The organism is Brevibacterium album DSM 18261, assembly GCF_000426445.1.
Classification (GTDB): domain Bacteria; phylum Actinomycetota; class Actinomycetes; order Actinomycetales; family Brevibacteriaceae; genus Brevibacterium; species Brevibacterium album.
This window is the reverse complement of record NZ_AUFJ01000009.1, coordinates 82,904-108,859: the sequence shown is the minus strand read 5'-3', so window position 1 is coordinate 108,859 and position 25,956 is coordinate 82,904. Positions and strand designations below refer to the sequence as shown.

Sequence of the window (25,956 nt, the reverse complement as noted above, 5' to 3'; positions counted from 1 at the left end):
GGCCTGCGCACCCGCTCGCCGTGCCTCCTTGCCCGAGCCCTCCTGAACCCACACTGACATTCCCCTGCGATCTCTCGCAGATCAACGCATACCGATTGTTATTCGATAGATTTCAGCCCATGATCGATGCATGAGAGATTCCACTGCAGCGGTGTGGTCGCTGCGCGCACTGCTCCTCGTCCTGTTCGCGATCTTCGTCGTCATCGAGGTGAGCGCGCTCTCCGGCGACCTCGTGGAGCGGGTGGACGTCACGCGCGCGGTCGAGGGCATCGAGGGGACCGCGCTCACCGTCACGGTGGTGGTGAGCGCATGCGTGCAGGCGGTGATCGTGTGCATCTGGCGGCTGCTGGGCTTCGTGGCCGGCGGCGAGATCTTCAGCCTGCGGGCGATGGGGTGGGTCAACGCCGTCGTCGCACTCATCGGCGGGGCGTTCCTGTTCCTCCTCGTGGTCCTGATGCTGGCGCTGGCAGGCGGCAGCGACCCCGTCTGGCAGTTCGCGCTCGGCCTCGCGGCGACCTTCGTGGCGGTCTGCTCCCTCCTCATGCTGGTGATGCGCACGCTGCTCCGGCGGGCCATCGACCTGCGCACGGACATGGAGGCGGTGATCTGATGGCCGTCATCGTGCGCCTCGACGTGGAGCTGGCCAGGCGGAAGATGAGCGTGGGCGAGTTCGCGGAGCGGGTGGGGATCACGCCGGCGAACGTCGCCGTGCTGAAGAACGGCCGGGCCAAGGCGATCCGCTTCACCACGCTGGACGCGATCTGCCGCGTCCTCGAATGCCAGCCCGGGGACATCCTCGAGTGGGTGGAGGACTGATGCGGCCTGACACCGTCAGCACCGATGTGCTCGTGGTCGGCGCGGGCCTGGCCGGCCTGCACCTGGCGCGGCAGCTGAGCGAACGGGGCCACGCGGTGCTCCTGTGCGATCGCAGGGCGGACCTCGCCTCCTCGATCCGCACGACCGGCATCTTCGTCCGGCGCACGCTCGACGACTTCGAGCTCCCGGAGGAGCGGCTGGGGCCGCCCATCCGCCGGGTCCACCTGTACCCGCCGGTCGCGGCCGGGAGAGCGGGCCGAGGCGCGGGGGCGGCTCTCGGCCTGCGCCTCGGCAGCCTCGGTCCTGCGCCCGGAACTCCGCTGGAACTGGTGAGCGAGCGCGACGAGTACCGCGTGGGCGATATGTCCGGGCTCTACCTCGACGAGCTCGCCCGCGCCCGGGCGGCGGGGGTCGAGGTGCGGCTGCGGACGCGCTGCGCCGGACGGACGGACGGCGGATACCTGCTGGTGAGCGGCACGCGGCGGCTGCGGGTGCGGGCGCGCTTCCTCGTGGGTGCGGACGGTGCGCGCTCCCGGGTGGCGCGCGATCTGGGCCTCGACCGGAACGCGCAGCTGCTCGTGGGAGCGGAAGACGTCAGCCCCGTCCTCGAGCCGCCGGAGGAGCCGGTCTTCCACTGCGTCCTCGACCCCGAACTCGCCCCCGGCTACCTCGCATGGGTCGTCAACGACGGCGAGCACCTGCACGTGGGCACGGCGGGCTACTCCGGGCGCTTCCGCGGAGGCGCGCGGCAGACGCTGCGGCGGTTCCGGGGGTGCGCGCCGGGTCTGAGTGAGGCCGACAGGGAGCGGCTTGGAGCCGAGGGGACGCGGGCGGACGGCACCGCGGGTGAGGTCGAGCGCCGCGGCGGCCCCATCCCCGTGGGCGGGCTGCTCAGGAGGATCAGCTCCCCTGCGGGACTGCTCGTGGGAGACGCGGCAGGGGCGGTGTCGCCGCTCACGGCGGGAGGGCTCGACCCGTGCCTGCGGCTGTCCGACTATGCCGCCGACTGCCTCGACGACGCCCTGCGGACGAGCGACCCCGGGGTGCTCGCGCACTACGACGGGGCGTTCCTGCGGCGGAAGTTCGCCGGTCGGGTCGCGATGCGCCGGGCGCTGGCCCTCGTGCGGCATCGCGGCCTCATGTCTGCCGGGTTCGCCGCGCTGCGCACTCCGCCGGGTGAGGCGCTCGCCCGGCGGATCCTGTTCGCCGACCGTTCGTTCCCGGACGTGCCGGCGGTCTCCGAGCTGAGCGGAGGACGCGAACGCCGAGGGTGATCGTCCGCGTCCTGGATTCCGCCGCCCTGCAGGCCGTGGGGGCGGCAGAATTCAGGACGCGAGTGAGATGCGCGGCCGCTCCCGTCCTCGACCACCGGATTAGACTGGGCGCATGGCTGAGGACACCGTGGACGCATCGCTCATCGAATGGGAGGACGGTGTCGATCTGGTGCTCGGCATCGACGTCGACCGCACACCCGCTCAGATCTGGCCGCACCTCACGGACCCGCGGCTGGTGGACGTCTGGTTCGTGGGATACCAGACCGCTCCCGAGGCAGGCTCCGGCGATCAGGGGGCGTCTGCCGCCAGCGACGCCGGTGAGCAGGATGCCGTCGGGGCCCCCGCCGGTTCGCGCCTGCTCTTCACCTTCGACGACGAGCCGGTGCCCGGTGAGGTCCTGTCCTCGCAGCCGCCGTCCGAGGACCCGGACGAGGCGCACCTCCTCGTGGAGATCGAGGGGATCGGCCGGCTGGGCCTCACCCTGCGCGCGGAGCGCGAGGATCCTGGGGAGGGCGTCGCCTCGGCGAACGCGCCCGCTGCGGATGCCGCCGCCTCGGCGACCCGCATCTCACTCGCGCACACGGTGGCGGATCCGGACACGGACCCGGAGCTCATCGCCTCGGTCGTGGAGCAGGTGGGCCCGGTGTGGGAGACGCACCTGCGGCTGCTGGCGGAGGAGCTGGCGCGCGAGGCAGGCGACACCGAGACCTCCTTCGACGTGCCCGAGGCCGAGCTGACCGCCCGCTACCAGCGCCTCGCCGAGGAACTGGCATGAGCGGTCCCCTCGTCCTCGGCATCGAGACCTCGTGTGACGAGACCGGTGTGGGGATCGCGCGCGGGCGCACGCTGCTGACCAACACCGTCGCCTCCTCGATGGACGAGCACGTGCGCTTCGGCGGGGTCGTGCCGGAGGTGGCATCGCGGGCGCACGTGCAGGCCATCGGCCCCATGATCGAGAAGGCGCTCGCGGATGCCGGCGTCACCCTCGGCGAGCTCGACGCCATCGCCGTCACCGCCGGCCCCGGACTCTCCGGCGCGCTCATGGTCGGGGCGGCCGCGGCCAAGGGCCTCGCTGCGGCGACCGGCCTGCCGCTGTACGGCATCAACCACCTCGCCGCGCATGTGGCCGTGGACCTCGTCGCCCCGGACTCTCCGGGCCTCGTCACCCCCACCATCGCGCTCCTGGTGTCCGGCGGGCACACGGAGATCCTGCGGATCGGGGACATCGTGGACGATGTCGAGCTCCTGGGCGCGACCATCGACGACGCCGCGGGCGAGGCCTTCGACAAGACCGCCCGCCTCCTGGGTCTCGACTACCCCGGGGGGCCGAACATCTCGAGGGCCGCTGCGGGCGAGCTCGACGGCAGCGGCGTCCCCGGCGATCCCGCGGCCGTGCGCTTTCCCCGCGGACTGTCCACGAAGAAGGACCTCCGGGACCCGGAGCGGCGCTATTCCTTCTCGTTCTCCGGGCTCAAGACCGCGGCGCTGCGCACCGTCACGGCCGCTGAGGCCGAACTGGCCCGCACCTCCGCGCAGGCCTCGAACGGTGCTCCGGCTCCCGCCCTGCGGCTGGCGGACGTCGCTGCCTCCTTCGAACAGGCGGTGGTGGACGTGCTCGTGAAGAAGACGCTGCTGGCCTGCGAGGACACCGGCATCCGGCATGTGCTGCTGGGCGGGGGAGTGGCCGCGAACGCCCGGCTCCGTGCGACGCTGGCGGCGGAATGCGCGAAGCGCGGGGTGACCCTCCGGGTGCCGCCGCTGAGTCTGTGCACGGACAACGGTGCGATGGTCGCCGCGCTCGGGGCGGAGATCGTCGCCCGGGGGCTGCCGGCCTCGGACATGGGGTTCGGCGTGCTGTCCTCGCTGGAGGTGGACGATGTCCTCGTCTGACCGGGTGCCCGAGGAGGGGCGTTCTGCTGAGGAACGGCGGCAGGCGCTCGCCCGCGAGGTGGGCGCGAGCGGCCGGATGGACCCGGAGCTGCGCGCGCACCTGCGCGCCCGCAGACGGGCCGGCGACGGCTGGGTGGAGACGCCCCGGGGGAAGTTCTGGGGGCTGTTCGGGGCCGCGGGGCTGCTCATCCACGACCCGGAGCGCGGCGTCCTGCTCCAGCATCGGGTGCACTGGTCTGCGCACGGCGGCACCTGGGGCATCCCGGGCGGTGCGATCGACGCGGGCGAGACCGCGCTCACCGGGGCGATCCGGGAGTGCCACGAGGAGGCAGCGGTGCCGCGCCTGGACGGCGCCGACATCCGCCTGCTCGACTCGCATGTGGTGGACATGGAGGGGTGGACCTATACGACCGTGGTCGCACGCGCCCTCGAACCGCTGCGGGAGCAGGTCAACGACCGCGAATCCGTCGAGCTGCGCTGGGTGCCCCTCGACGAGGTCGCCGGCTATCCCCTCCACCCGGGTTTCGCCGCCGCCTGGCCACAGCTGCGCGAGGTGCTCGAAGCGGCGTGAGCGCTGACTCGCCTCCTCGGGGCAGGGTGGACGATGAGGGAACGAGGGCCGCGGGACCCTGGTGGCGTGGCCTCTCGGCAAGTAGTCTCGGGCCATGAGCGAGAGCACCGGCGCTGCGCGCCTCGAACCCTGGGACGAGACCGGCATCGAGCGCATCCTCGTGGTGGTCGCACATCCTGATGATGCGGAGTACGGCACCTCGGCCGCGGTGGCGCAGTGGACGTCCCGCGGGATCGACGTGGGCTATCTGCTCCTCACCGCCGGTGAGGCCGGGATGCAGCGCCCGCCCGAGGAGGCGGGGCCGCTGCGTGCGGAGGAGCAGCGCCGCGCGGGTGAGGCCGTGGGGATCGAGAGCCTCGCGATCCTCGGCTTCCCCGACGGCATGGTGGAGTACGGCCTGCCGCTGCGTCGCGCGATCGCCCGCGAGATCCGGCGGTTCCGGCCGGATGCGGTGGTGACGGGCTCGGGCGATCTGTTCGTGGGCTGGGGGCTCGATCACGCAGACCACCGAGCCGTGGGCCTCGCGGCGATCGACGCGGTGCGCGATGCCGACAACCGCTGGGTCTTCCCCGAGCTGCTCGCGGAGGAGGGCCTGGAGCCGTGGGGTGCCGCCTGGCTGCTGCTCACCGGCCGCGAGTCCAACAGCGTCGTGGAGGTGGGCGAGGATGCGGTGGGACGGGCGGTCGCCTCGCTCGAGGCGCACGAAGCCTATCTCGCGGACCTGCCCTGGCACCCGGCCCCGGCTGATTTCATCCCCGACATCCTCACGGAGATGGGGAAGGCCGCAGGAGTGCCCTATGCCGTGGGCTTCGACGCCCACAGACTGAAGGAGTGAGGGCGGAGAAGTCCGGCTCGTCGCACGGGGTCGAGGAGGTTCTCGGCTGCGTGCGCACCTCATGCTCGCAGGGGCGTGTGCCCTGCCGAGGCGGTCTCAGCCGGGACAGGCTCACCCGAGGCAGTCTCTAACCGAGGAAGTCCGGCAGCCGGCGCTCGGCGCTGTGATACGTCTTCGCCTCCAGCGTCTCCCCGTCCATGAAGCGGTCGATCACCCGGGGATCCACATAGGAGCTGCGCGCGATCGCGCGGGTGTTGCAGAGGAACCCGGCGACCTCGTCGAGGGCGGTGTTCACGGCCCGGCGCCGCCGTGTGGGCGAGGCCGCGGGATCGTGCAGCCGGGCCAGGGCCCGGGCCGCATGGACCGTTGCGTGCCAGGTGCGGAAGTCCTTGGCCGTCATCTCGATGCCCGTCACCTCCTGGAGGAATTCGTTCACCTGAGGCCCGCTGAGGCCGGTCCAGCCGTCCTCGCCGTGCCAGCGCAGGGCCGGCTCGTCCCGCCGTCCCCGCAGGTCCGAGAGGGCCTCGGCGAGATCGCGGTCCCGGGTCTCCAGCTCGACGGGCTGGTGGGACTTCCCGAGGAAGCTCAGGCGCACGTGCTCGCCGGAAACCTGCACGTGCTCCCCGAGCATCGTCGTGAGCCCGTATGTGCCGTGCGCCTCCGCGTACTCCTCGCCGCCCACGCGGATGCCGAACCGGTCCAGCAGGCGAAAGGCCGCCGCCTGAGCGCAGGCGAGTCCGGTGCCCCCGGAGCGCAGCAGCACCGTGACCTTCCTTCTGGCGGCGGGCAGCGCAGGGCCCACTGCGAGCACCCTGTCGAACTTCTTCTTCGCCTGCCGCTGGTGCCAGGCGGGATGGTAGATGTACTGGCGCCGGCCCGCTTCGTCGATCCCCACGGCCTGGATGTGCCCCCGCGGATCGGGAGAGATCCACACGCGCCGCCATGCCGGCGGGACTGCCAGGTCGAGCAGGCGCTGGCGCTCGGCGGCATCACGCACGGTCTCGCCGTCGGGCGTGCGGAAGGACCAGCCCGTGCCGCGGCGTCTGCGCGTGATCCCCTGGGAGGCCGGATCGCTGCGGCGAAGGCGCCCCCGTGCCCCGGATGCCGATGCCATACGCCGATGATAGCCAAGGAGACCTGTTCCATGCGGAGGCTCTCCGGCAGGCACTGCCCACAGGGAGCGGGGGCTGGGGCCACTGTGTGCTCGGCTCCGCGACCGCGTATCTGCCGGCCTCCGAACACGACGATGCGGGAGCCGCGAGCGCGGCGGTCGTCTTCCTGTCCTCGGCCGCCGCGCTCGTGACGGTGGCGGCGGCCGTCGTGCTGGTGGTGTGAACGGTCCCATCCTCGCGCTCCGAGCGAGGCGGGGTCACCGGGACGGAGCCGAGCCCGCGCTCTCAGAGGAGGATGTCCTGATGCCGAGCTGCAGCGCGGGAGGTGCGGCGAGATCTGCCATGCGTGCGCGGTCCTCCTCGCTCGCGAGCAGGACGAGCGGTTCGAGGCCCAGCTGCTGGGCGATGGATTCGACGGCCTTCAGGGTGAGGTTGCGCTCCCCGCGTTCGAGACCGCCGAGGTAGGTGCGGTGGACGCCCACCCGCCGGGCGAACTCCTCCTGGGTCAGGCCCTCGTGCTTGCGGTGCCTGCGGATGTTCGCGCCGACTTGTCGCTGCAGATCGCCGAGTGCCACGCCTATCAGCATCTGCGCCCGTTCAGCGGCGGTCCACAGACTCATGAGTAGCATTTGCCCATGCATGTATGTACCTTGTGCGTCAACTGCATATAGATTGATAATCTGCACACTTATAAGTAGCATCCTGGTCGTCGGACGAACACTCCGCCGCGAGGCGGACCGGATCCGCCTCATCGGGAGCCGCGGTGTCTTCCCTCAGCGCTGAGGGAAGGAGCCGTGAAGCGAGAGGCGTCGTGCGACCGGGCCCCACATGCCCTTTCCCGAGCCGCAGCGGTGCGGCTCCGGAGCGGAACCCTCCATCGACCACAGGAATCGACGGTGCATCAGACGTGAAGAGACAGACTGCGCGCACAGCAATCGCAATCGCCGCGGTGACAGCCCTCGTGGGCTGCGGCCAGGGCCCGGCGGGAGAGGAGACGGAGCCGCCCTCACGGGAAGGGGAGCCTTCCGTCCCCCTCGAACCGGAGCAGGCGCTGGACGGCGGTGATCTGGTGATGGCGCTCTCGCAGGAGCCCGATGCGCTGGATCCGACGACGGCGCGGACCCGCGCCGGCCGCATGGTCTTCGAATCGATGTGCGAGAAGCTCTACGACATCGATGCCGAGGGCGAGATCGTGCCGATGCTCGCGAGCGCGCTGCCCGAGTTCTCCGACGGGGATACCGTGCTGACGATCCCCGTGCGCGAGGATGCCGTCTTCTCCGACGGCACCCCGCTCGACGCCGAGGCGGTGGAGGTGAGCCTCGCGCGCCACCTCGAGCACGACACGTCCGCCCGCAGCTCGGACATGGGTCCGGTCGCAGATGTGCGGGTCGTCGGCGACCACGCGGTGGAGATCGAACTGGATGAGCCGTTCTCCCCGCTCCTCGCGAGCCTCTCCGACCGGGCCGGGATGATCATGTCCCCCACCGCACTGGAGGAGCTGGGCGACGACTTCGCACAGAACCCCAGCTGCGTGGGGCCCTTCAAGTTCGACGAGCGCGTTCCGCAGACCCGGATCAGCGTCGTGGCGGATCCGAACTACTACGACGCGGACCAGGTCCGCCTCGACTCGATCGCGTACGTCATCATGCCGGACAACAACATCCGGTCGGCGAACCTGCGCTCCCGCGATGTCCATGTGACCGACACGGTCTCGCCCCAGGACTTCGACGCGCTCACACAGGGCGAGGGCACCGAGGTCTCCCCGCTCGTCCTCGACTCCCTCGGCTTCCAGGGGATCACCGTGAACGTGGGCAACACCGACGGCGTCGGCCAGCCGGCCGGCGAGGTGGACACGCTGCTGGCACAGGAGCCGGAGGTCCGGCGCGCCCTGTCGCTGGCGATCGACCGCGAGAACCTCGTGGACGTGGTCTTCAACGGCTGGTACCAGTCGGCGTGCACGCCGATGTCGCCCATCAGCGTCTTCGCGGACGAGACGGCGACCGACTGCCCGCCCTATGACCCGGAGGGCGCCCGCGAGATCCTGGAGGGCCTGGGCGTGGAGATGCCGGTGACGATCGAGCTCACGGTGCAGAACAACCAGGACTCGCTGCGCTACGCCCAGGCGCTGCAGGCCTCGGTGCAGGAGGCCGGATTCGAGATCGACGTCCAGCCGACGGAGTGGACGGCCCTCCTCGACGCCCAGGCACGCGGCGACTACGAGGCCGTGCTGGTGGGCTGGGGCGGCATGGTGGATCCGCACAGCAACATGCACAACTACCTCGCCTCGGGCAGCGGCAACAACTACTCGGGGGTCTCCGACGAGGCGCTGGACGGTGACCTGAACGCGGCGACGCGCACGGTCGACCACGATGAGCGCGTGGCCCTGTACGCGAGCGCGGTGGAGCGCACGGCAGAGCTCAATCCCATGATCTTCACCTACCGGCTGGCGAACCTCGGCGCGGTCCACGAATCGGTCGCGGGCGTCTGGTTCTCTCCCGACGGCATCCTGCGGCTCTCGCGGGCGGCCTTCGTCGACCCGGACGCCCAGGCGGACGAGATCGACGTCGACGATCTCTCCGAGGACTGAGGCACGGATGGACGGGCGGCATCTGAACACCCTGCGCTTCCTCCTCATCCGCTCCGGCCAGGCGCTCATCACGCTGCTCCTCTCCGCGGCCGTCATCTTCCTGGGCATGCGAGCGCTGCCCGGCGATCCCGCCCGGGCGATGGCCGGCGACGAGGCCGGGCCGGAGGAGGTGGCTGCGATCCGGACGGACCTCGGCCTCGACCGGCCCCTGCCGGAGCAGTTCCTCCTCTTCCTCAGGAGCGTGGTCACCCTCGACCTCGGCGAGTCGACCCGCACGGGGCAGGAGGTGACGGCCATGATCGCGCAGACCCTGCCGGTGACGCTGTGGCTCGCCCTGTACGCCGTCGTCATCGCGACCGTCGCGGGCATCGCCCTCGGCATGATCGCGGAGCGGCGGCGGGGCCGCATGCCGGAGTTCCTCGCGAACCTCATCGCGCTGCTCGGGCTGTCCCTGCCGAGCTTCTGGCTGGGCATGCTCGGGATCCTCCTCTTCGCCGTCGGCCTCGGCTGGTTCCCGGCTTCCGGGTACGTGGCCATGACCGCGGATCCGCTCCGGTCGCTCCATCACCTCACGATGCCCGCCGTCGTGCTGGCGACCGCGCTCGCCGCGGTCATCACACGGCAGACCAGGGCGTCGATGCTGGAGACGATGAGCACCGACTATGTGCGGTTCGCCGAGGCGAAGGGGCTCTCTGCACCGCGGGTGCTGTTCCGCTACGGTCTGCGGAACTCCCTCATCGCCCTGGTGACGATCACCGGGCTGCAGCTGGGCGCACTGCTCTCAGGCGCGGTGGTGACGGAGCAGATCTTCGTGCTCCCCGGCGTCGGCAGCCTCACCCTCGACGCGATCCTCGCCCGGGACTTCCCGGTCATCCAGGCGGTCGTCCTCGTCGTCACGGTGCTGTACGTCGTGATCAACCTGGCCGTAGACATCCTCTACACAGTGATCAACCCCCGCGTTCGGATCAGCGCATGAGGAGGCGCGCACACATGAATGAAGCGAGCACATCCCTCCGCGGCACCGGGGGCCCGGCCGCGTCCCCTGAGGCCCGCGGCACCAGCGGTCCGGGGACCGACGACCCCGGAACCGGCGGTCCCGGCACTGCGGGCCCAGGCGTTGCCGGGGACCGCAGCCGCAACCCCTGCCTCCGCGGCCTCGGGCGCCTCGTGCGCAACCGCATGGGCCTCGTGGGCGGGGGGCTGCTGCTCCTGGCGCTCACGGCCGCACTCGCCGCACCCCTGCTCACCCCCTACCACTTCAGCGAGGTGGACTTCGGCTCGCCGTTCCTGCCGCCGGGCACGGCAGGGCACCCGCTCGGCACGGACGACCTCGGGCGCGATGTGCTCACGAGGCTGCTGTTCGGCGTGCGGACCTCGCTGTGGATCGGACTGCTGGCAGTCGGCGTCGCGGTGGGCGTCGGCACGCCCCTCGGCCTGCTGGCGGGATACTCGCGGGCCGCGGATGCCGTGGTCTCGCGGCTCACGGACGTGGCCCTCGCGTTCCCCTTCCTCATCATCGCGGTCGGCCTGGCGGCCATCCGCGGCCCGAGCCTGGAGAATGCGGCCATCGCCCTCGGCATCGCGAACATCCCCATCATCGTCCGGGTGGTCCGCGGGGAGGCGCTGCGCATCTCCGGGCTGGAGTTCGTGCAGGCGGCGCGGGCGATGAACATCTCACAGGTGCGGATCCTCTTCCAGCACCTGCTGCCCAACGCCTCCTCGGTGATCATCGTGCAGGCGACGGTCATCATCCCGGTGGCGATCATCGGCGAGGCCATGCTCTCCTTCCTGGGGCTCGGCATCCAGCCGCCCGCCCCCTCCCTGGGGATCATGCTCGCCGATGCGCAGGAGTACATCTACCGTGCGCCCTCGGCCGCGGTCTGGCCGGGACTGGCGATCATCGTCATGTGCCTGGGATTCAACATGTTCGGCGATGCGATGCGCGATGCGCTCGATCCCAATGCGAAGTAGTGCAGTGCGAGGCACAGCGAGGAGTCTGACGATGGAGGAACGCGATTCCACGGCGACAGGAGGCCGTCCCGAGGCGCTGATCGAGGTGAGAGGCCTGCACGTCGAGTACGGCGGTCACGCTGCGGTCAGAGACGTCTCCTTCACGGTGGCCAGGGGCGGATCGCTCGCGATCGTCGGCGGATCGGGCTCGGGGAAGTCCACGACCGTGAAGGCGCTGCTCGGCCTGCTGCCGTCCAACGCGAAGGTGACCGCCGGGCAGGTGGTCTACGACGGCGTGACGCTGCCGGCCCTGGACGCCGCGAGCGTGCGCGCCCTTCGGGGATCGCGCATCGGCCTCGTGCCGCAGGACCCGATGGCGAGTCTCAATCCCGCGATGCGGGTGGGCGACCAGATCTGCGATTCGCTCAGGCAGCACGGCATGCGCTCGCGGGAGGCCCGCCGCGCGCGGGCCGTCGAGCTCATGGCGGACGCCGGCATCCCCGAGCCGGAGCGGCGGATCCGCCAGTACCCCCACGAGTTCTCCGGCGGCATGCGGCAGCGCATCCTCATCGCGATCGCGCTCTCCGGCGAGCCCGAGCTGATCCTCGCCGATGAGCCCACCTCGGCGCTCGACGTCACGGTGCAGAGGCGGATACTCGACCATCTGGACGTGCTCGCGGAGGAGAGAGGCCTCACCCGGATCCTCGTCACCCACGATCTGGGCGTGGCCGCCGACCGCGCCGAGGAGGTCGTGGTGATGAGCGAGGGTGAGATAGTGGAGCGCGGGCATCCGCGTGAGATCCTCCGTGCCCCGTCCCACGTCTATGCGCGGGAGCTCGTCGCCGCCGCACCCCGGCTGGACGCGCACCGGCGGCGCGCACCCGCGACGCAGTCAGATGCGGCGCTGGATATCTCCGGCCTGGTCAAGGACTTCAGGATCAGGGGCTCGCGCGAACCCCTGCGCGCCGTGGACGATGTCAGCCTGCGCATCGCACGCGGCACCACGACGGCCGTGATCGGTGAGTCCGGCTCGGGGAAGTCCACCGTCGCACGCATCGCCCTCGGCCTGGAGCAGGCCACGAGCGGTGAGACGCGGGTGGGCACGCGGGTGATCAGGCCCGGGTCGAGAGCCGATGTCCGCTACCTCAGGAGCCTGACGCAGCCGGTGTTCCAGGACCCGTTCTCCTCGCTGAATCCGTTCTGGAGCGTCGAGAGCCTCATCGCGGAATCGCTCGTGCCCGTGCGGGACGTCCCCTCCCGTGAGAAGCGCCGACGGGTCCGGGACTGTGCGGAGCAGGTGGCGCTGCCGGCCTCGGCACTGGAGAAGTACCCTGGGGAACTGTCAGGGGGACAGCGTCAGCGCGTCGCGATCGCACGGGCGCTGGTCGCGGAGCCGGAGCTGCTGGTATGCGATGAGGCGGTCTCGGCCCTCGACGTGCTGGTGCAGAAGCAGATCCTCGATCTTCTCCGCCGGCTGCAGGAAGAGACCGGTGTCAGCTGCCTCTTCATCACCCATGACCTCGCGGTGACAGCGGAGATCGCGACCGAGGTGGTGGTGCTCCGCACGGGGCGGGTCATGGAGTCGGGCCCGGTGGCGCGAGTGATCGACAGTCCGCAGAGCGAGTACACGAAGGCCCTTCTGGACGCGGTTCCGGGGCGCGGGGTCTGAGAGAAGGGAAGGCAGAGGCATGGGACGGGACGAGAGCACAGCACGAGGAGCGGGCCCGAAAGTCGCAGGCCTGGAGAGGGCCGGGAGCGGAGAGGTCGCCGGGGCGCGGATGGCCGAGGCGGTCGCCACCGATGATCTCATCTTCTTCTCCGGCATCACGGCGCAGGACACTTCGCTGAGCGCCGCCGAGCAGACCAGCTGGTGCCTGCGGAAGCTCGATGGTCTGCTGGAGCGGTTCGGCGAGGATCAGGGCTCGGTGCTCATGATCCATGTGTGGCTTGCAGACATGCGGTATTTCGGGGCCATGAACAAGGCGTGGAACCACTGGATCGACACGGCGAACCCGCCTGCCCGCACCTGCGTCTCCGGCGCGCTGCACAGGCCGGACGTCCTCGTGGAGGTCGTCGCCATCGCCGCCCGGCGTGCGGGGGAGGGGGAGTCGTGAGCACGAGCCGGGAAGCGATGGGCGCCGCGGGGGCGGGCGATTCTGCCGGGGTGGGCGCCTCCGGGACGGGCGGCGCTGCCGCGGTGAGCGGCGCCGCGGAGGAGGCCATCACCAAGGTGGGGAGAGTCGGAGGCTCGGGGCGGCCGGGGATCTTCCTCGCCTCGGCGTTCCGGGGGCTGGCCTCGGCGTGCCTGACCGCGCCGGACAAGTCCGAGGGGGTCGAGGGCCAGACCTGTCAGGTGCTCGACCGGATCGAGGAGCTGCTGGCCGAGACCGGCGCGGACCCGGCGGGGATCGTCATGGCCCAGGTGTGGCTGCAGCGGATCGAGGACGCGGAGGAGTTCGCCGCGGCATGGAACGCCTGGCTGGGCGAGCGCCCTGCTCCCGCGCTCTCCTTGGTGCAGGCCCCCGCCGCCGGGTACGACAGCCTCGTGGAGATCCGCGCCTACGCGGTGCGGGCTGAGAGGCGCTGACCCAGGACACCGCTGAGGGGCACTGACCCGGGACCTCCCGGCGTGAGCGCTCATATCCAGGACGCCCACTTCTCTCGCAGACGCCCAGGTATCCCGCCGGATATCTGGGCGTCTGTGGGAAAAGTGGGCGTCTCCACGCGAGAACTGGGTGCGCGAACGCGGAACTGGGCGTCTGTGGGAGGAACTGGGCGTCCACTCGGCCTGGGGCTCCGGCGTCCTCGCGTGAGAGCGAGTTGCGCCCCTCACGGCCTCCCGGCGCGGAACTCCTCCACGAGCAGTGCGGCGACGTCCCTGAGATCGCCCGTGCGCTCCAGGCGTGCGCGCTGCCGCTGGTAGCCGGCGCCCCAGGAGGCGAAGGCGTTCATGAGCTCGAGCTCCTCCTCGCAGTCCAGCCGGTCCGCGACGGGCGCCAGACGCTCCACTTCGTCCGCGATCACCTCGGTGACGAGGCGCTCGTCCGCCGCCGCGTTCTCGATGATGATCGCCTCCATGCCGTAGCGGGCTGCGCGCCACTTGTTCTCCACATGGAACCAGTCGGGCATGGTCGGCAGGGCCTCCCCGCGATCCAGGCGTTCGGAGAAATCGTCCACGAGGCACTGGACGAAGGCGGTGACGGCGGCGACCTCGGCGCTCGTGGCGAGCCCGTCGCACACCCGCACCTCGATGGTGCCCCAGCCGGGCGCAGGCCGGATGTCCCAGCGGATCTCATTGATCTGGTCGATGACGCCTGTCCTCATCATGTCCGCCACATAGGCCTCGTACCCGCCCCAGTCCTCGAACTGGAACGGCAGGCCGGCGGTGGGCAGCTGCTGGAACATCATGGCCCGGTTGGAGGCGTAGTGCGTGTCCGTCGCCTCCCAGAACGGGGAGGAGGCGCTCACCGCCTGGAGGTGGGGCACATAGCCCAGGAGGGCGCGCAGGATCGGCAGCACCTTCTCGCGCGAGTCGATGCCCACATGCGTGTGCACGCCGTAGATGAGCATGTGCCGGCCCCACCACTGCGTGCGGTTGATGAGCTCCGCGTAGCGCTCCTTGTCCGTGACCTCCTGGTCGTGCCACAGGGCGAAGGGGTGCGTGCCCGCGCTCAGGAGCTCGAGGCCAAGATCGTCGGTGAATGGCCTCAGCTCGCGGATGAGGCCGTCGAGGTCGGCCACGGCATCGCGCACGCGGGTGTGCACCCCGGAGACCACCTCGACGGTGTTCGTGAGCATCTCGCCCACCACATGCCCCGCGATGGGCGTGCCCGCGATCGCGTCGAGCACCTCGCCCGCACGCGGCACCAGATCGAGGGTCTCCCGGTCGACGAGGGCGAGCTCCCATTCGGCGCCCAGCGTCGACCGTGCCGACTTCGCGAAATCCACCATGCGCGTCATCGTATTGCACCGCCGGACCCGTGCTGACCGAGGTTCAGCACGGGTCCGTCACGGAATGTCACACAGCGCTCCCGGCCGCTCCCTGCGGGTGCTCCGGGACCGGTGCCGGCACCGGTCCGCGGGCCCGCCGCACGATCTGCTTCGCCGCGATGTCGGCACCCGCCAGCAGCGGCGAGGATTTGTGCGGAGTCGCCCCGATCGCACTGCCCGGCTGCGTCGTGGAGGCGGGGATGCCGAGCACCACGACGGAGCGATCGACCGCGCCCGAGGCGTCCACGAGATTGTGGCCGGCCTCCGCGGCCTCGCTCACCTCGGCGCCGGAGGCCTCGATGTAGTCCGTCCGCACGCCGTCCACCGTGTGGATCCGCGCGCGCCCCGAGCTCAGCAGCGCCTGCAGGAGCGGATCGTCGGTGTGCGTGACCTTGCCCTTCGACATGCGCGTCTCCAGGAGCACCCGCGCCTCTGCCGTCCGACCGGTGATGCCGGAGGCGGCGCGGAAGAGGCCCCGCGGCGCCGGGGACTCGCACGCGTCCGAGGCCGCCTCGCCGGCCGCCGCCTCGCTCACGGCTGTTCTGTCCGTCGTCGGTCCTCCGCCGGTGCCGGCCGTGGCTGCCTCGTCCTCCACGACCGTGTCGATGGCCGTCTCCGGCCCCAGCAGATCGACGATCCCGGCCTCGATGAGCGCGAGCACCTGGCGGACGCGTCCCGCGGGCGGGCCCGAGGCGAGGAACAGCCCGTCCGCGTCGAACCACCCGTGCAGATCGCGGACGAGGGAGTCGCCCGCCACTGCGCCCACCGCGCCCAGCTGCTGGGCCGGTCCCCGGAGCACGCTCATGACCCGGTTGACCGCGGCGCGCGGGTGCACCGCGGCCTCGCTCATGGAGGCGAGCTCATCCGCGACCAGCCGGTCGACGAAGTCCGCCCATTCCTCGGGTGCCACGGGATTCCCGCGCGTGGGCCGGCGGAGGTCGGCGAAGACCCAGTTCCAGCGCGGGTCCACGACCGCCTCGCGCAGGACGGCCTCGACCTCCTCACCCGTCTCGCAGGCCTCCAGCTCCCGGACCCAGGCGGGGGCCTCCGCCGAGGAGGCCCCGCCGTCCGTGCCCGCTCCCGCACCGTCCGCAGTCCCTGCCCGTGGCGCGGGCTTCGGTGCCGGCCGCAGGTCCTCGCGCAGGGCCTCCGGCGCCCAGTCCGCGAGGGCGGCGAGGTACTGGTCGGCGATCTCGCGGGCGATGACCGGCCACACCTCGGCGGCGAAGTCGAGTCCGCGCCGCTCCCGCATCTGCGCGAACCACTCCGGCCTCGCCCAGCGGGCCGCGAACGGCCGCTCCGGCGAATAGGGGACGGGCTTGCTCCGGTAGGGCATCCCGCGGCGCGAACCGACCACGAGCCTGGGCTCCCGGCCCGTGGGCACGTATCGCAGCCGGCCGTGGGGATCGCCCTCGACCTCCTCGAAGCGCCCGCCCCATTCCGCGGCGAGCGCGCCGATGACGTCGAAGAAGTTCGCGCCCAGTCCGCGCACCAGCACGGTCTCGCCCGCGGGCAGACGCGAGAAATCGCGCTCCGCGGGCATGCCGGGCGGCACGTAGCGGAGACCGTGCTCGGAGGCGAACGCGGTGAGCCGCTGCGTCTCCGAGTCCGGGACCGCCTGCACCATCCCCTGCGCGAGGACGACGGTGGGAGCCGCGAGCCGGCGGCCGTCGGCGAGCACCACCGCCGTCCCCGAGTCCCGCGTCTCGAGATCCACCGCGAGTGCCCTGAACTCCGTCAGCGCGATCCGCGGGTGCGCGGCCGCGGCGTCGAGCTGGTCGCGGTAGTACACGCCCTGGAGCCTGCGGGAGGTGAAGTCGAGCGCACGGAGGGACCCGGCCTCGGCGGGCACCCACGCACCGGCCGAGTGGTGGCCGGCGCGGAACACCTGCTCCATCCAGTCCACGAGGGTGGGACCGGGGGAGGGCGGGCCGCTCATGTGCGTGGACTCGTCCGGGTGGATCGTCGTCGCCGAGGCGGTCGTGTTGTTGAGGTACTGCGCCGGCTGGGTCGTGAGCCAGGTGGCGCCCGGCCCCACCTCGCATGCATCGACCATCGCGATGCGCAGCGGTCCGGTTCCCGCTGCGACTCTCCCGGCGGCACCTGGCGTGGTGCTCCCGGCGGTTCCCTCTCCGCTCTCGGCCTCCAGGCGTGCGACCGTGCGGATGACGGTCGCGACGCCGCGCGGGCCGCCGCCGACGATCACCGCATCGAAGCGCTGCGGCTCCCCGGCTCCGGCGGCTTCGTGCGCGGAGGCCGCAGCCGGGCAGGCATCGGCCTCGGGAGCCGCTGTTCCAGCCGGGGGAGCCGTCTGTGCCCTCCCGCTCACTCGCCCTCCGGCCAGTAGGGCTCGCCCAGGGTGAGCATGAGACGGTTGGCCCAGCCGAAGAAGGCGGTCGAGGCGATGAGGTCGGCGATCTCGAGATCGCTCAGGCCCAACGCGCGCAGACGGGCCACGTCCTCGGCGGAGAACTCCGGCACGAGGGCAGCCAGGCGTGCGGAGGTCTCCACGAGCACCGTCCACCGCTCGTCCTGGCCCTCGGCCAGCGGGGTGACCTCGGTGGGGATCCAGTCGTGGTCGCGGGGCAGCGTGACCGCGAGCACGCGGTCGACATCGGCCTCCCGCTTGGTGCGCTGCGTCGCCTTGCGGGCGTGGACGGAGGCGCAGTAGACGCAGTCGTTGACCTTGCTGGAGACGGCGGCGGCGAGCTCGCGCTCGCCCTTGGGCAGGCCGGCCCTGGAGAGGAACACCTCGTTGTCCAGCGCCGAACGCGCCTTCGTCACACCGGGCGTGCGGCTGATGAGGCGGAAGTAGACGTTGCCCGTGCCGGACTTCGCGGCGAAGGACTCGATCTGCTCGGGCGTGAGCTCGTCGGCGGAGGGAGTCGCGATCCACGGCTCCCAGTCGAGCATCCGCTGTGTGAAGGCGGTGGGCCGCAGGCGGCCGGTGCGCGTGCGGTCGCTGCGCTGCCCGTCCCGCCCGCGGCTGGCCGGGATGCGCGCGGGGGCGGGGAGCTCTCCCGCCGAGGCGCCGGCTGCGGGCGCCTCGGCGGCCTCGGGCCCGGCCCCTGCGGCCGTGAGGGCCTGCGCGCCGGCGACGATGCGGATGAGATAGGACTCGAAGGCCACGAGCTGGCTCACGAGGACGGCGAGGTCCTCGTCGACGCCGGCCGCGGCGAGGGCGTCCTGGTCCTCGGGCTCGGCGAGGGCAGGGGAGACGGAGACGATGTCCGCGTGCCGGAGGACGGCGGCGAGGAGGGGATCGGCCGGCGCCTCACCGGCGAGTGCGGAGCGGACGAGCTCCGCATCGGCACCCGCGTCCAGATGGTGCGTGTACAGGGCCGCGGAGCCCTGCTGTGCGGCCACGACCGCCGCGAGCGCGTGGAGGGCCGAGGCGGGAAGCGGATGAGCCTCGGCGTACAGAGCCGCATAGGCGAGCCTGGTCTGGTCGAGGACCTCGGGCTTGGCCTCGGTGAGGACGGGCAGGAGAGGGGAGTCGCCCAGCAGGGCGCCGATGGGATCGCTCATGGACAGAACTCTGGCACGGGGTCTCCCCGCCCGTCCACGCGGTGTGTCCGCCGTCATGGGAGGGCGTCACGGTGGCGCGGTGTGAGGAGGGCGGTGCGGAGGCTGTGGCGCGAGGAGGGCGGCGCGGGGACGGACCCTGCCGGGCATGCGGCCGCCGGATGTGCGAAGGTTCGCTGTGGGCAGCGTTGCAGCGACGCAGGAATGCAGCGATGCAGCGACGCAGGACAGCGCACGATCCGGGAGGCACACCGCACATGACGCACGAGGAGCGGCCGCACGAGGAGCATGGGCGCCGGCACGACGAGCCCGAGCGGCGGGTCATCCGCATTCCCGGCATCCGCGCGCTCATGGCCCTGTCCATGCTGGGCTTCGCAGGCTACAGCGCGATGCTCTCGACCGCACCGCTGTGGGCGGTGCGCGGCGGTGCCGACGAGGCGGGCGCCGGCATGGTCAACGCCGTCATGATGGCCGCGACCGTGGCGTTCCAGACCGCCGTGCCCTGGGCGCTCGCCCGCCTGGGCTGGCGCACCACCCTCGTGATCGGCACGGTGCTCCTGGGCGCGCCCTCCCTCTTCCTCCTCCTCACCGACGACCTGCTGTGGATCCTCGTCCTCTCCGCCGTCCGCGGTGCCGGCTTCGCGGTGCTCACGGTGTGCGGCTCCTCGGCCACGGCCTTCCTCGTGGAACCGGCCCGCCGCGGCAAGGCCATCGGCCTGTACGGGCTCTCCATCGCGCTGCCGCAGCTCATCCTGGTTCCCAGTTCGGTGTGGATCGCCGAACACCTCGGCTTCCTCACCGTGTTCGTCCTGGGCGCGGCCCCGATCGCCGCCGCGGTGCCCGGGCTGCTGCTGGGGACGCGCATCGATCGGGTCGAGGCCGGGGAGGCTCCCGAGGCGCAGACGGGCACCGAGGCCGCTCTCGCCTCGGCGCGCCCCTGGGCCGGCCTCGTGGTTCCCTCGCTCGTGCTGCTCTCGATCACGACGCCGGGCGGCGCCCTGCTCACATTCGCCCCGCAGTTCCCCGGCCTGGCCCAGGCCTCCGTGGCGGGCCTGTTCCTCTTCACGCTCACGGCGGCGGCGACCCGCTGGCTCGTGGGCGGCCTCGCGGACCGGTTCGGCCACCGGGTGTTCCCCGCGCCGCTGTCGCTCATCGGCGCGCTGGGGCTGGCGCTGTGCGCCTGGGCGGTGTCCGCGGAGAGCGGGGCGGGGCTCATCGGCGGCATGGCGCTCACCGGAGTCGCCTACGGCAGCCTGCAGAACGTCACGCTCGTCGAGGCATTCGCGGTGGCAGGACCCCGTCACCGGGATGCTGCGAGCATGGTGTGGAACATCGGCTTCGACTGCGGCACCGGCCTCGGCGCGCTCCTCGTGGGCTTCATCGCTGCGGGCACGAGCTTCACGGTGGGGCTCGGGATCACCGCCGTCGTGTGCCTCGTCGTGGCGCTCGCGCTCGCCCCCAGGCTCCTGGTGCGGGCCAGAATGTGATGCGGGGGACGGGTCATGGCACCGTCTCGTGTCGTCGTCCGCCACCCGGGGCGCGCATCGCCCGTGCGGGGACACTGCAGCGCGTGGTGCTGCGGCCTCGTTGCGGCGCATCGTGGTCTGGGGCGGCGTCTGCGCAGTTAGCATGGACGGCATGCGCAGACGCCTGAGTGCCCTCGTCCTGTCCGCCGGTCTCGTGCTCGCAGGGTGCTCCGGCTCCGCGGACGAGGAGGTCGGGGGAGCAGGCACCGAGGTCGCTTCCGAGTCTGTGGCACCGGCCTCGCCCCCGGCCTCCGTCGAGGGCGCGCCGGACCCCGCCGAGGGGGTGTCCGAGGAGGACAGGGAGGCGGCCGCGGAGATCGTCGCGGGCATGAGCGACGAGGAGCTCGTGGGCAGCGTCGTCATGATGACCTACCGCGGTACGGACGTTCAGGCCGCGGCGGACGCGATCCGCGAGAGGCACCTCGCCGGCGCCATCGTCATGGGCTACAACCTGCCCGAGGGCGCGGGACCGGAGGAGGTCTCCGGCATCACGGACACCCTGGCCGGGGCGATCGGCGAGCGCGGCTGGCCCGTGGCGATCGGCGTGGATCAGGAGGGCGGTCCCGTCGCCCGGCTCAACGACGCCGCCGTCGAGTTCCCGCCGCTCATGGCCGCGGGCGCCGCGGACGACGAGCGGATCACCGCAGACGCCGTCACCGCGCAGGGCACGGATGTGCGGAATCTGGGCTTCACCATCGACTTCGCCCCTGTCGCCGATGTCACGGTGGGCAGCGCGGACCCCACCATCAACGTCCGCTCGCCGGGCTCCGAGCAGGAGCTCGTGTCCTCCGTCGCGACGGCGGCGATCGAGGGCTACACCGCGGCGGGCGTGGCCTCCTCGGCGAAGCACTTCCCCGGGCACGGGGCGCTCACGGTGGACTCCCACGAATCGCTGCCGGTCTCGGAGGAGAGCCTCGAGGAGCTCGCGGAGAGCAGCTACGCGCCCTTCCGCGCCGCCGCCGAGGCGAATGTGCCCATGATGCTCGTCGGCCACATCGGCCTGCCCGGTGCCGAGGAGCTGCCCGCGACGCTCAACCCGGACGTCTACGAGTCCCTGCGCGAGGACGTGGGATATGACGGTGTGGCCGTCACGGACGCGCTCAACATGGGAGCGGTCAGCGAGGCGCCGGGACAGGAGACGGTCAAGGCGATCCGGGCCGGAGCCGATCTCGCGCTCATGCCGGAGGACTCCGGCGAGGCCGTGGCCGCGCTCTCGGCCGCACTGGAGTCCGGGGAGCTCGAGCGTGAGCGCCTGACCGAGGCCTCCGAGCGCGTCGTCGCGATGCAGCTGTGGCAGCACCGGGCGGCGGAGGCGGCACAGGTCTCGGCGCCGGACGAGGCCGCCGCGGACGAGGCGTTCACGGCGCTCGCGGACGCCTCGCTCACGGTGCTGGCCGGTGAGTGCGAGATCCCGGAGCCGGTCGGGTCGATCCGCCTGGTGGGCGGCGAGGAGGCGCAGCGGGAGGCATTCGCCGAGGCCGCGGAGAAGGCGGAGCTCGAGGTCGCCTCGGGGGAGTCAACGGGCGGGACGACGGTGAGCCTCGATGCCGGCACCCCCGCCGATGCGGTGATCGGCACGGGAGGCCCGTGGCAGCTGAGCGGGGCGGACGCCGAGACCGTGCTCGCTGTCTACGACGACAATCCGCACGCCCTCGCGGCCGCCGCGAAGTACCTCGCGGGCGAGCTCACGGCGCGGGGCACGGTGCCCGTCGGAGGGTTCGAGGACGCGCCCTCCTGCGGCTGAGGTTTCCTCCCGTTCCGCCGAGTGAGCGGTTCCTGTCGGTTCGAGCGCCGCAGACCGACAGGAACCGCTCACCCGGTGGATGGCGGATGGCGGCAAGCGGCGCTGTGTGACACTGGGCGGCGCCGTGTGACGGTGGACAGCGCCGTGTGACGACGGGCCGGGAGCGCAGGGCATCCTCCGCGCACGATGGGCGGGCGCCCTTCCGGGGACGCGCACATTCCCGCATTCCGCTGTGCGGCCCCGATGCCCGCGCAGCCCGAGGAGGAGCCCATGTCCGCAGACCCTGCTGCGTGCGCGACGCCGACAGACCCTGTCGTCCCCGCACCGCCCGCCCGTCCGCGAGGCCGCACACTCGGCCGCATCCTGGACAGCCAAGGCATCTCCCGTACCCTGGCCTGGGGGTTCCTCGCGCTCATGCTGTTCATGGTGGGCGACGGCATCGAGCTGAGCTTCCTGTCGAATCACCTCACCGACATGGGATTCGGCGGGGGCCGGGTGGCTCTGATCTTCACCGCCTACGGCATCGTGGTCGCGGTGTCGGCGTGGCTGGCCGGTGCGCTCGCGGAGTCCTGGGGTCCGCGGCGCGTCATGCTCACGGGCGGGATCATCTGGGTCGTCTTCCAGGTGGTCTTCCTGCTGTGGGGCGTCATGCGGGAGGACTATGCCGTCATGCTCACGGCCTACTCCGTCAGGGCCATCGGCTATCCGTTCTTCGCCTACGGCTTCCTCGTCTGGGTGACGATGGAGACACCTGCCCGGGTGATGGGCAAGGCGGTGGGCTGGTACTGGTTCTTCAACGCCATGGGACTCGGGGTCATCAGCGGATACTTCGTGGCGCTCGTGGTCGAGCCGTGGGGTGCGCTCGGCACCCTGTGGTCCTCGCTGGTGTTCGTGGTCCTCGCCACGCTCATGGTCGCGGTGCTGATCCGCGCACGTCCGGGCGCATACCGGATGACCCGCGAGCAGACCGTGCGGGGGCTGGTCACGAGCGTGACGATCATGGTGCAGAAGCCCAAGGTCGCCCTCGGCGGAGCTCTGCGCATGATCAACACGATGTCGTACTACTCCTTCGCGGTGTTCCTCAACGTCTACATGGTCGGCACCATCGGCTTCTCCCAGGCGCAGTGGTCCTCCATCTGGGGCACCATGCTGTTCGCGAACGTGCTGGCCAATCTCGTCTCCGGGTACGCTTCCGATCGCTTCGGTCGGCTCAATGTCATCGCCTGGGGCGGCGGCCTCGCGACCGCGCTCACCGTCCTCGGCTTCTACTACGTGCCCCAGGGGCTCGGCGCGAACTATCCCGTCGTGCTCGTCCTGGGCATCGTGTACGGGCTCGCCCTCGGCATGTACGTGCCGCTCTCGGCAGTGGTGCCCCTGCTGGCGCCGCACAACAAGGCGGCAGCGGTGGCGGTGCTGAACCTGGGCGCGGGTCTGTCGAATTTCATCGGACCGGCGATCGCGGCCCTCGTGCCCCTGCTGGGTGTGGCCCCGGTCGTGTGGGTGCTGGCCGCGATCTATCTCGTGGGTCTGTTCCTGACCTTCCTCCTCCGCGCTCCGGGGATCGAGGCACCGCGGATCGAGCTGAGGAGGTCGCGCACCGCCGGGGAGCACAGCTGAGCCCCACCCTTCCGGGTGGGCGGTTCCTGTCGGTTTACGGCGCTCGAACCGACAGCGACCGCTCACCCGGTGGATGGAGCTGGAGGTCGTCTCAGCCTTCCTCACCCGTGGCGACGGGACGGGCGGGATCGTTCGACCACGCGGACCAGCTGCCGGGGAAGAGCGCGGCCTCCACGCCCAGGCTCGCGAGTGCGAGGACGGTGTGGGAGGCGGAGACGCCGGAGCCGCAGTACGCGCCCACCGAGGTGCCGTCGTCCAGGGCGCCGAGTGCGCGGTAGTGCGCGCGGAGGTCGCCGGTGCTGCGCAGCCGTCCGTCCGCGGAGTTCTGTCCTGCGGGCGCATTGTGCGCCCCCGGGATGTGACCGGCGACGGGGTCGAGGGGCTCGGTGAGGCCCTGATAGCGCTCGGGCGCGCGGGCGTCGAGCAGCAGTCCGGAGGGCGCCTGTGCGAGGGCGGCGGCCTCGTCCGCGGAGAGGACCGGCATGGAGCCCGGCCGGATGGTGAAGCCGGCGTGTGCGGCGGCCGCATCGGCGTTCGCGAGAGTGTCTGGACCGTCCGCGCCTGCTCCTGTCTCCATCGGCAGGCCGGCGTCCCGCCAGGCGGGCCAGCCGCCGTCGAGCACCCGGACGTTCTCATGGCCCGCCCAGCGCAGCAGCCACCAGGCGCGCGCGGCGGCCTGACCGGAGGCGTCGTCGTACACGATGACGGGTGTGCCGGGATCGGCGGCACTGCCCGAGCGCACACCCCACCTGTTCGCCGTCGCCTCGAACGCCTCGGCGGAAGGCAGCGGGTGCCTGCCGCGCGCGGGATCGGAGGAGGAATGGTCGGACAGCTCCTCGTCGAGCGGCACATAGCGGGCGCCGGGGAGATGGCCGGCCGCGAAGTCCTCCCGTCCGTCCGGGTGCATGAGCGTCCAGCGGACGTCGAGGAGCACCGGGGGCTCCTGTGTGCCGGCCTCTGCGGCGGCGAGCAGGCGGGTGAGCTCCTCGACGGTGATGAGCACCGCCTCGCGCGCGGAGTCCTCGCGGGCGGGCTCCCGGCCGGCCGGCGGTGAGGTGCCGTGCGCAGGGCCGGTGCCGTGCGCAGGGTCGGTGTTGGGGGACTGGGACGAGGACGCCTGTGTCATGGGTGTCTCCTTACGATGCGGCTGCCTGATGAGTATCGCGGATCTCCCTCGGCCGCGCGTGCACTCACCCACCCCTTGTGCCGCTGGACGCCCAGTCATACCTGGGCGTCCAGCGGCACGAGGGGTGGCACTCAACAGCGCTCACTCCAGCGACACGGGCTGGGTCAGGAGCACCACGTGGTCCTCGCCCAGCCGGGTGAAGACGAGGGTGGCGCTCTCGCCGCCGGGGAGCTTGAGCTGGCGCCGGACCTGATCGGGCACGATGTCCGCTCCGCGCTTCTTGATGACGACCTTCCCGATCCCGCGCTGCACGAGCGCCCGGCGCAGCTGCTTGATCCCGGCCGGCAGGACGTCGACGATCTCGTAGGCGCGCACGGCGTTCGCCGCGGTGCCCGTCGGCAGCGCATCGCCGGTGAGGTAGGCGATCCGCTCGCTCACGCGGCGCATGCCGAGGGGTTCGCAGAGCGCGGTCACGAGCCCCGCGCGCACGATCGCGCCGTCGGGCTCGAAGAGGTAGTCGCCCAGTTCGCCGATGCCGTCCTCGTCGTCCGCGGGCACCTGCGATTCGTGGACCTCGAGTGCGGAGCCCCGGCCCAGCACGAGGGCGTTCCGGCCGGGCCGCCGGCGCACGCTGCCGTGGAACAGCGCGACCTCGACGACGTCTCCGGACTCGGACACCCACTGCGCCTCCCAGCCGGCCGGGACGAGCTCGTGGTCGAGCGCGGGTCCGAGCTTCACCCCCACCCCGTCGACCGCCTCGGCCGTGGAGAAGGCCCAGGTGAGCGAGGGAGAGAAGGACTCGGGGTCCGTGAGGCGGCGGGCAGCGCTCGTACGCCCGTCACCGGTCCGGCGGGCGGGATCGAGCCAGAGCACGTCGAAGCGGGAGAGGTCCTGGGCCTCGGCGGTGCCCTGTTCGACCGTCACAGTGTCGAGGGAACGGAGGTTGTAGGCGGCCAGTGCCGCCGTGACGGGGTCCGCGTCGACGGCGAGGACCGTGCCGCCCAGGCCGCCGAGAGCCATCGTGTCCCCGCCGAGGCCGCAGCCCAGATCGCCGATGAGTGCGGGCTCGGCGGCCAGCAGCCTGCGGGCATGGTGCGCGGCGACGGAGAGCCGCGTGGCCTGCGCCAGCCCGTCGCGGGTGAAGAGCATCCGGTCTGCGAAAGGGCCGAACTTCGCCTCGGCCTCCTGCCTCAGCTGCGCCTGCGCGAGGAGTTCGCGCGCGAGCTCGGGGCTCACCCCGTCCCGGCGCAGGCGTCCGGCCAGTGCGAGCTCCGCAGCCGGGCTGTACTCGATGCCGTCGAGCAGCGTCAGGGCGTCCGGGTCGAGCAGCTGCGCGAGTGTGGCCTCATCCATGCGGGCCAGCCTAGCGGCGCGTCGGGTCTCCTCGGGCACG

General features: G+C 71.9%; 24 protein-coding genes. 17 read left to right on the top strand and 7 right to left on the bottom strand.

Annotated features, from left to right (window positions below; all coding sequences use genetic code 11):
• The first annotated feature begins 130 nt into the window (after window positions 1-130).
• From K318_RS0100615 to K318_RS0100585, 7 genes are all read left to right on the top strand, one after another.
• A complete protein-coding gene (locus K318_RS0100615; protein ID WP_029088033.1) occupies window positions 131-610 on the top strand; it encodes a DUF2975 domain-containing protein in 480 nt (159 codons plus the stop codon).
• Window positions 610-816, top strand: coding sequence for a helix-turn-helix domain-containing protein (locus K318_RS0100610; RefSeq protein ID WP_029088032.1), 207 nt, complete (start codon window positions 610-612; stop codon window positions 814-816). Before K318_RS0100615 ends, K318_RS0100610 begins: the two co-directional genes overlap by 1 nt.
• Window positions 816-2,090: an NAD(P)/FAD-dependent oxidoreductase gene (locus K318_RS0100605; protein WP_035280130.1), complete on the top strand. Its 1,275-nt coding sequence runs from the start codon at window positions 816-818 to the stop codon at window positions 2,088-2,090. The genes K318_RS0100610 and K318_RS0100605 overlap by 1 nt, the downstream gene beginning before the upstream one ends.
• A gap of 112 nt (window positions 2,091-2,202) precedes the next feature.
• A complete protein-coding gene (locus tag K318_RS0100600) occupies window positions 2,203-2,865 on the top strand; it encodes a hypothetical protein (protein ID WP_029088030.1) in 663 nt (220 codons plus the stop codon).
• The gene (tsaD, locus tag K318_RS0100595; protein ID WP_029088029.1) at window positions 2,862-3,980 is read left to right on the top strand and encodes a tRNA (adenosine(37)-N6)-threonylcarbamoyltransferase complex transferase subunit TsaD; all 1,119 of its coding nucleotides are present in this window, start codon (window positions 2,862-2,864) and stop codon (window positions 3,978-3,980) included. Before K318_RS0100600 ends, tsaD begins: the two co-directional genes overlap by 4 nt.
• The gene (locus tag K318_RS0100590; protein ID WP_084499449.1) at window positions 3,967-4,551 is read left to right on the top strand and encodes an NUDIX domain-containing protein; all 585 of its coding nucleotides are present in this window, start codon (window positions 3,967-3,969) and stop codon (window positions 4,549-4,551) included. Before tsaD ends, K318_RS0100590 begins: the two co-directional genes overlap by 14 nt.
• A 94-nt stretch (window positions 4,552-4,645) precedes the next feature.
• Window positions 4,646-5,386, top strand: coding sequence for a PIG-L deacetylase family protein (locus K318_RS0100585; protein WP_029088027.1), 741 nt, complete (start codon window positions 4,646-4,648; stop codon window positions 5,384-5,386).
• A 127-nt stretch (window positions 5,387-5,513) separates the two neighbouring features.
• Here the strand turns inward: K318_RS0100585 and K318_RS0100580 are convergent, their stop codons facing one another.
• Entirely contained in the window at window positions 5,514-6,500 is a 987-nt protein-coding gene (locus K318_RS0100580; protein WP_029088026.1) for a DNA topoisomerase IB, read from the bottom strand.
• A gap of 86 nt (window positions 6,501-6,586) precedes the next feature.
• On the opposite strand from K318_RS0100580, the gene K318_RS25680 reads away from it, so the two are divergent.
• Entirely contained in the window at window positions 6,587-6,721 is a 135-nt protein-coding gene (locus K318_RS25680) for a hypothetical protein (protein WP_281170669.1), read from the top strand.
• 34 nt (window positions 6,722-6,755) lie between these two features.
• Here K318_RS25680 and K318_RS18335 read toward each other — a convergent pair whose 3' ends face one another.
• A complete protein-coding gene (locus tag K318_RS18335; RefSeq protein ID WP_245579720.1) occupies window positions 6,756-7,118 on the bottom strand; it encodes a helix-turn-helix domain-containing protein in 363 nt (120 codons plus the stop codon).
• Between the two features lie 287 nt (window positions 7,119-7,405).
• Here K318_RS18335 and K318_RS18330 point away from each other — a divergent pair, with 287 nt between their 5' ends.
• Genes K318_RS18330 through K318_RS18320 form a run of 6 tightly spaced genes read left to right on the top strand, consistent with a single transcriptional unit; the run spans window position 7,406 to window position 13,622 of the window.
• Window positions 7,406-9,085: an ABC transporter substrate-binding protein gene (locus K318_RS18330; protein WP_084499447.1), complete on the top strand. Its 1,680-nt coding sequence runs from the start codon at window positions 7,406-7,408 to the stop codon at window positions 9,083-9,085.
• Between the two features lie 7 nt (window positions 9,086-9,092).
• On the top strand, window positions 9,093-10,061 hold the full coding sequence (locus tag K318_RS0100560; RefSeq protein ID WP_029088025.1) for an ABC transporter permease: 969 nt from the start codon (window positions 9,093-9,095) through the stop codon (window positions 10,059-10,061).
• 14 nt (window positions 10,062-10,075) lie between these two features.
• On the top strand, window positions 10,076-11,056 hold the full coding sequence (locus K318_RS18325) for an ABC transporter permease (RefSeq protein WP_084499446.1): 981 nt from the start codon (window positions 10,076-10,078) through the stop codon (window positions 11,054-11,056).
• A 31-nt stretch (window positions 11,057-11,087) separates the two neighbouring features.
• Window positions 11,088-12,704, top strand: a complete 1,617-nt coding sequence (locus K318_RS0100550) for a dipeptide ABC transporter ATP-binding protein (protein ID WP_051297288.1) — start codon at window positions 11,088-11,090, stop codon at window positions 12,702-12,704.
• 19 nt (window positions 12,705-12,723) lie between these two features.
• A complete protein-coding gene (locus K318_RS0100545; RefSeq protein ID WP_084499444.1) occupies window positions 12,724-13,149 on the top strand; it encodes a RidA family protein in 426 nt (141 codons plus the stop codon).
• Window positions 13,146-13,622 (top strand): Rid family hydrolase, encoded by a 477-nt coding sequence (locus tag K318_RS18320; protein ID WP_051297286.1) that lies wholly within the window; start codon window positions 13,146-13,148, stop codon window positions 13,620-13,622. The genes K318_RS0100545 and K318_RS18320 overlap by 4 nt, the downstream gene beginning before the upstream one ends.
• A 242-nt stretch (window positions 13,623-13,864) precedes the next feature.
• Here K318_RS18320 and K318_RS0100535 read toward each other — a convergent pair whose 3' ends face one another.
• From K318_RS0100535 to K318_RS0100525, 3 genes are all read right to left on the bottom strand, one after another.
• Window positions 13,865-14,986: a glutamate--cysteine ligase gene (locus K318_RS0100535; RefSeq protein ID WP_029088022.1), complete on the bottom strand. Its 1,122-nt coding sequence runs from the start codon at window positions 14,984-14,986 to the stop codon at window positions 13,865-13,867.
• A 67-nt stretch (window positions 14,987-15,053) separates the two neighbouring features.
• Window positions 15,054-17,354, bottom strand: a complete 2,301-nt coding sequence (locus K318_RS18315) for an FAD/NAD(P)-binding protein (RefSeq protein ID WP_084499443.1) — start codon at window positions 17,352-17,354, stop codon at window positions 15,054-15,056.
• The gene (locus K318_RS0100525) at window positions 17,351-18,553 is read right to left on the bottom strand and encodes a peroxidase-related enzyme (RefSeq protein ID WP_156913726.1); all 1,203 of its coding nucleotides are present in this window, start codon (window positions 18,551-18,553) and stop codon (window positions 17,351-17,353) included. Before K318_RS0100525 ends, K318_RS18315 begins: the two co-directional genes overlap by 4 nt.
• 254 nt (window positions 18,554-18,807) lie before the next feature.
• Between K318_RS0100525 and K318_RS18310 the strand changes: the two genes are divergently transcribed.
• The 3 genes from K318_RS18310 to K318_RS0100510 all read left to right on the top strand — a co-directional run bounded on the left by K318_RS18310 (window position 18,808) and on the right by K318_RS0100510 (window position 23,437).
• Window positions 18,808-20,037 (top strand): MFS transporter, encoded by a 1,230-nt coding sequence (locus tag K318_RS18310; protein ID WP_051297285.1) that lies wholly within the window; start codon window positions 18,808-18,810, stop codon window positions 20,035-20,037.
• Window positions 20,038-20,188: 151 nt separating this feature from the next.
• A complete protein-coding gene (locus tag K318_RS0100515) occupies window positions 20,189-21,820 on the top strand; it encodes a glycoside hydrolase family 3 N-terminal domain-containing protein (protein WP_029088020.1) in 1,632 nt (543 codons plus the stop codon).
• Window positions 21,821-22,090: 270 nt separating this feature from the next.
• Window positions 22,091-23,437, top strand: a complete 1,347-nt coding sequence (locus K318_RS0100510; protein WP_084499442.1) for an MFS transporter — start codon at window positions 22,091-22,093, stop codon at window positions 23,435-23,437.
• A 91-nt stretch (window positions 23,438-23,528) separates the two neighbouring features.
• On the opposite strand, the gene K318_RS18305 is transcribed toward K318_RS0100510, so the two are convergent.
• A complete protein-coding gene (locus K318_RS18305) occupies window positions 23,529-24,563 on the bottom strand; it encodes a sulfurtransferase (RefSeq protein ID WP_084499441.1) in 1,035 nt (344 codons plus the stop codon).
• Window positions 24,564-24,704: 141 nt separating this feature from the next.
• Window positions 24,705-25,916, bottom strand: a complete 1,212-nt coding sequence (locus tag K318_RS0100500) for a THUMP-like domain-containing protein (RefSeq protein WP_035280129.1) — start codon at window positions 25,914-25,916, stop codon at window positions 24,705-24,707.
• Between the last annotated feature and the right edge of the window lie 40 nt (window positions 25,917-25,956).

Coding starts and splice junctions, on each gene's coding strand:
- K318_RS0100615 (WP_029088033.1), top strand. CDS start 131: ATGAGAGATTCCACTGCAGCGGTGTGGTCGCTGCGCGCACTGCTCCTC.
- K318_RS0100610 (WP_029088032.1), top strand. CDS start 610: ATGGCCGTCATCGTGCGCCTCGACGTGGAGCTGGCCAGGCGGAAGATG.
- K318_RS0100605 (WP_035280130.1), top strand. CDS start 816: ATGCGGCCTGACACCGTCAGCACCGATGTGCTCGTGGTCGGCGCGGGC.
- K318_RS0100600 (WP_029088030.1), top strand. CDS start 2,203: ATGGCTGAGGACACCGTGGACGCATCGCTCATCGAATGGGAGGACGGT.
- tsaD (WP_029088029.1), top strand. CDS start 2,862: ATGAGCGGTCCCCTCGTCCTCGGCATCGAGACCTCGTGTGACGAGACC.
- K318_RS0100590 (WP_084499449.1), top strand. CDS start 3,967: ATGTCCTCGTCTGACCGGGTGCCCGAGGAGGGGCGTTCTGCTGAGGAA.
- K318_RS0100585 (WP_029088027.1), top strand. CDS start 4,646: ATGAGCGAGAGCACCGGCGCTGCGCGCCTCGAACCCTGGGACGAGACC.
- K318_RS0100580 (WP_029088026.1), bottom strand. CDS start 6,500: ATGGCATCGGCATCCGGGGCACGGGGGCGCCTTCGCCGCAGCGATCCG.
- K318_RS18335 (WP_245579720.1), bottom strand. CDS start 7,118: ATGAGTCTGTGGACCGCCGCTGAACGGGCGCAGATGCTGATAGGCGTG.
- K318_RS0100560 (WP_029088025.1), top strand. CDS start 9,093: ATGGACGGGCGGCATCTGAACACCCTGCGCTTCCTCCTCATCCGCTCC.
- K318_RS18325 (WP_084499446.1), top strand. CDS start 10,076: ATGAATGAAGCGAGCACATCCCTCCGCGGCACCGGGGGCCCGGCCGCG.
- K318_RS0100550 (WP_051297288.1), top strand. CDS start 11,088: ATGGAGGAACGCGATTCCACGGCGACAGGAGGCCGTCCCGAGGCGCTG.
- K318_RS0100545 (WP_084499444.1), top strand. CDS start 12,724: ATGGGACGGGACGAGAGCACAGCACGAGGAGCGGGCCCGAAAGTCGCA.
- K318_RS0100535 (WP_029088022.1), bottom strand. CDS start 14,986: ATGGTGGATTTCGCGAAGTCGGCACGGTCGACGCTGGGCGCCGAATGG.
- K318_RS0100525 (WP_156913726.1), bottom strand. CDS start 18,553: ATGAGCGATCCCATCGGCGCCCTGCTGGGCGACTCCCCTCTCCTGCCC.
- K318_RS18310 (WP_051297285.1), top strand. CDS start 18,808: ATGACGCACGAGGAGCGGCCGCACGAGGAGCATGGGCGCCGGCACGAC.
- K318_RS0100515 (WP_029088020.1), top strand. CDS start 20,189: ATGCGCAGACGCCTGAGTGCCCTCGTCCTGTCCGCCGGTCTCGTGCTC.
- K318_RS0100510 (WP_084499442.1), top strand. CDS start 22,091: ATGTCCGCAGACCCTGCTGCGTGCGCGACGCCGACAGACCCTGTCGTC.
- K318_RS18305 (WP_084499441.1), bottom strand. CDS start 24,563: ATGACACAGGCGTCCTCGTCCCAGTCCCCCAACACCGACCCTGCGCAC.
- K318_RS0100500 (WP_035280129.1), bottom strand. CDS start 25,916: ATGGATGAGGCCACACTCGCGCAGCTGCTCGACCCGGACGCCCTGACG.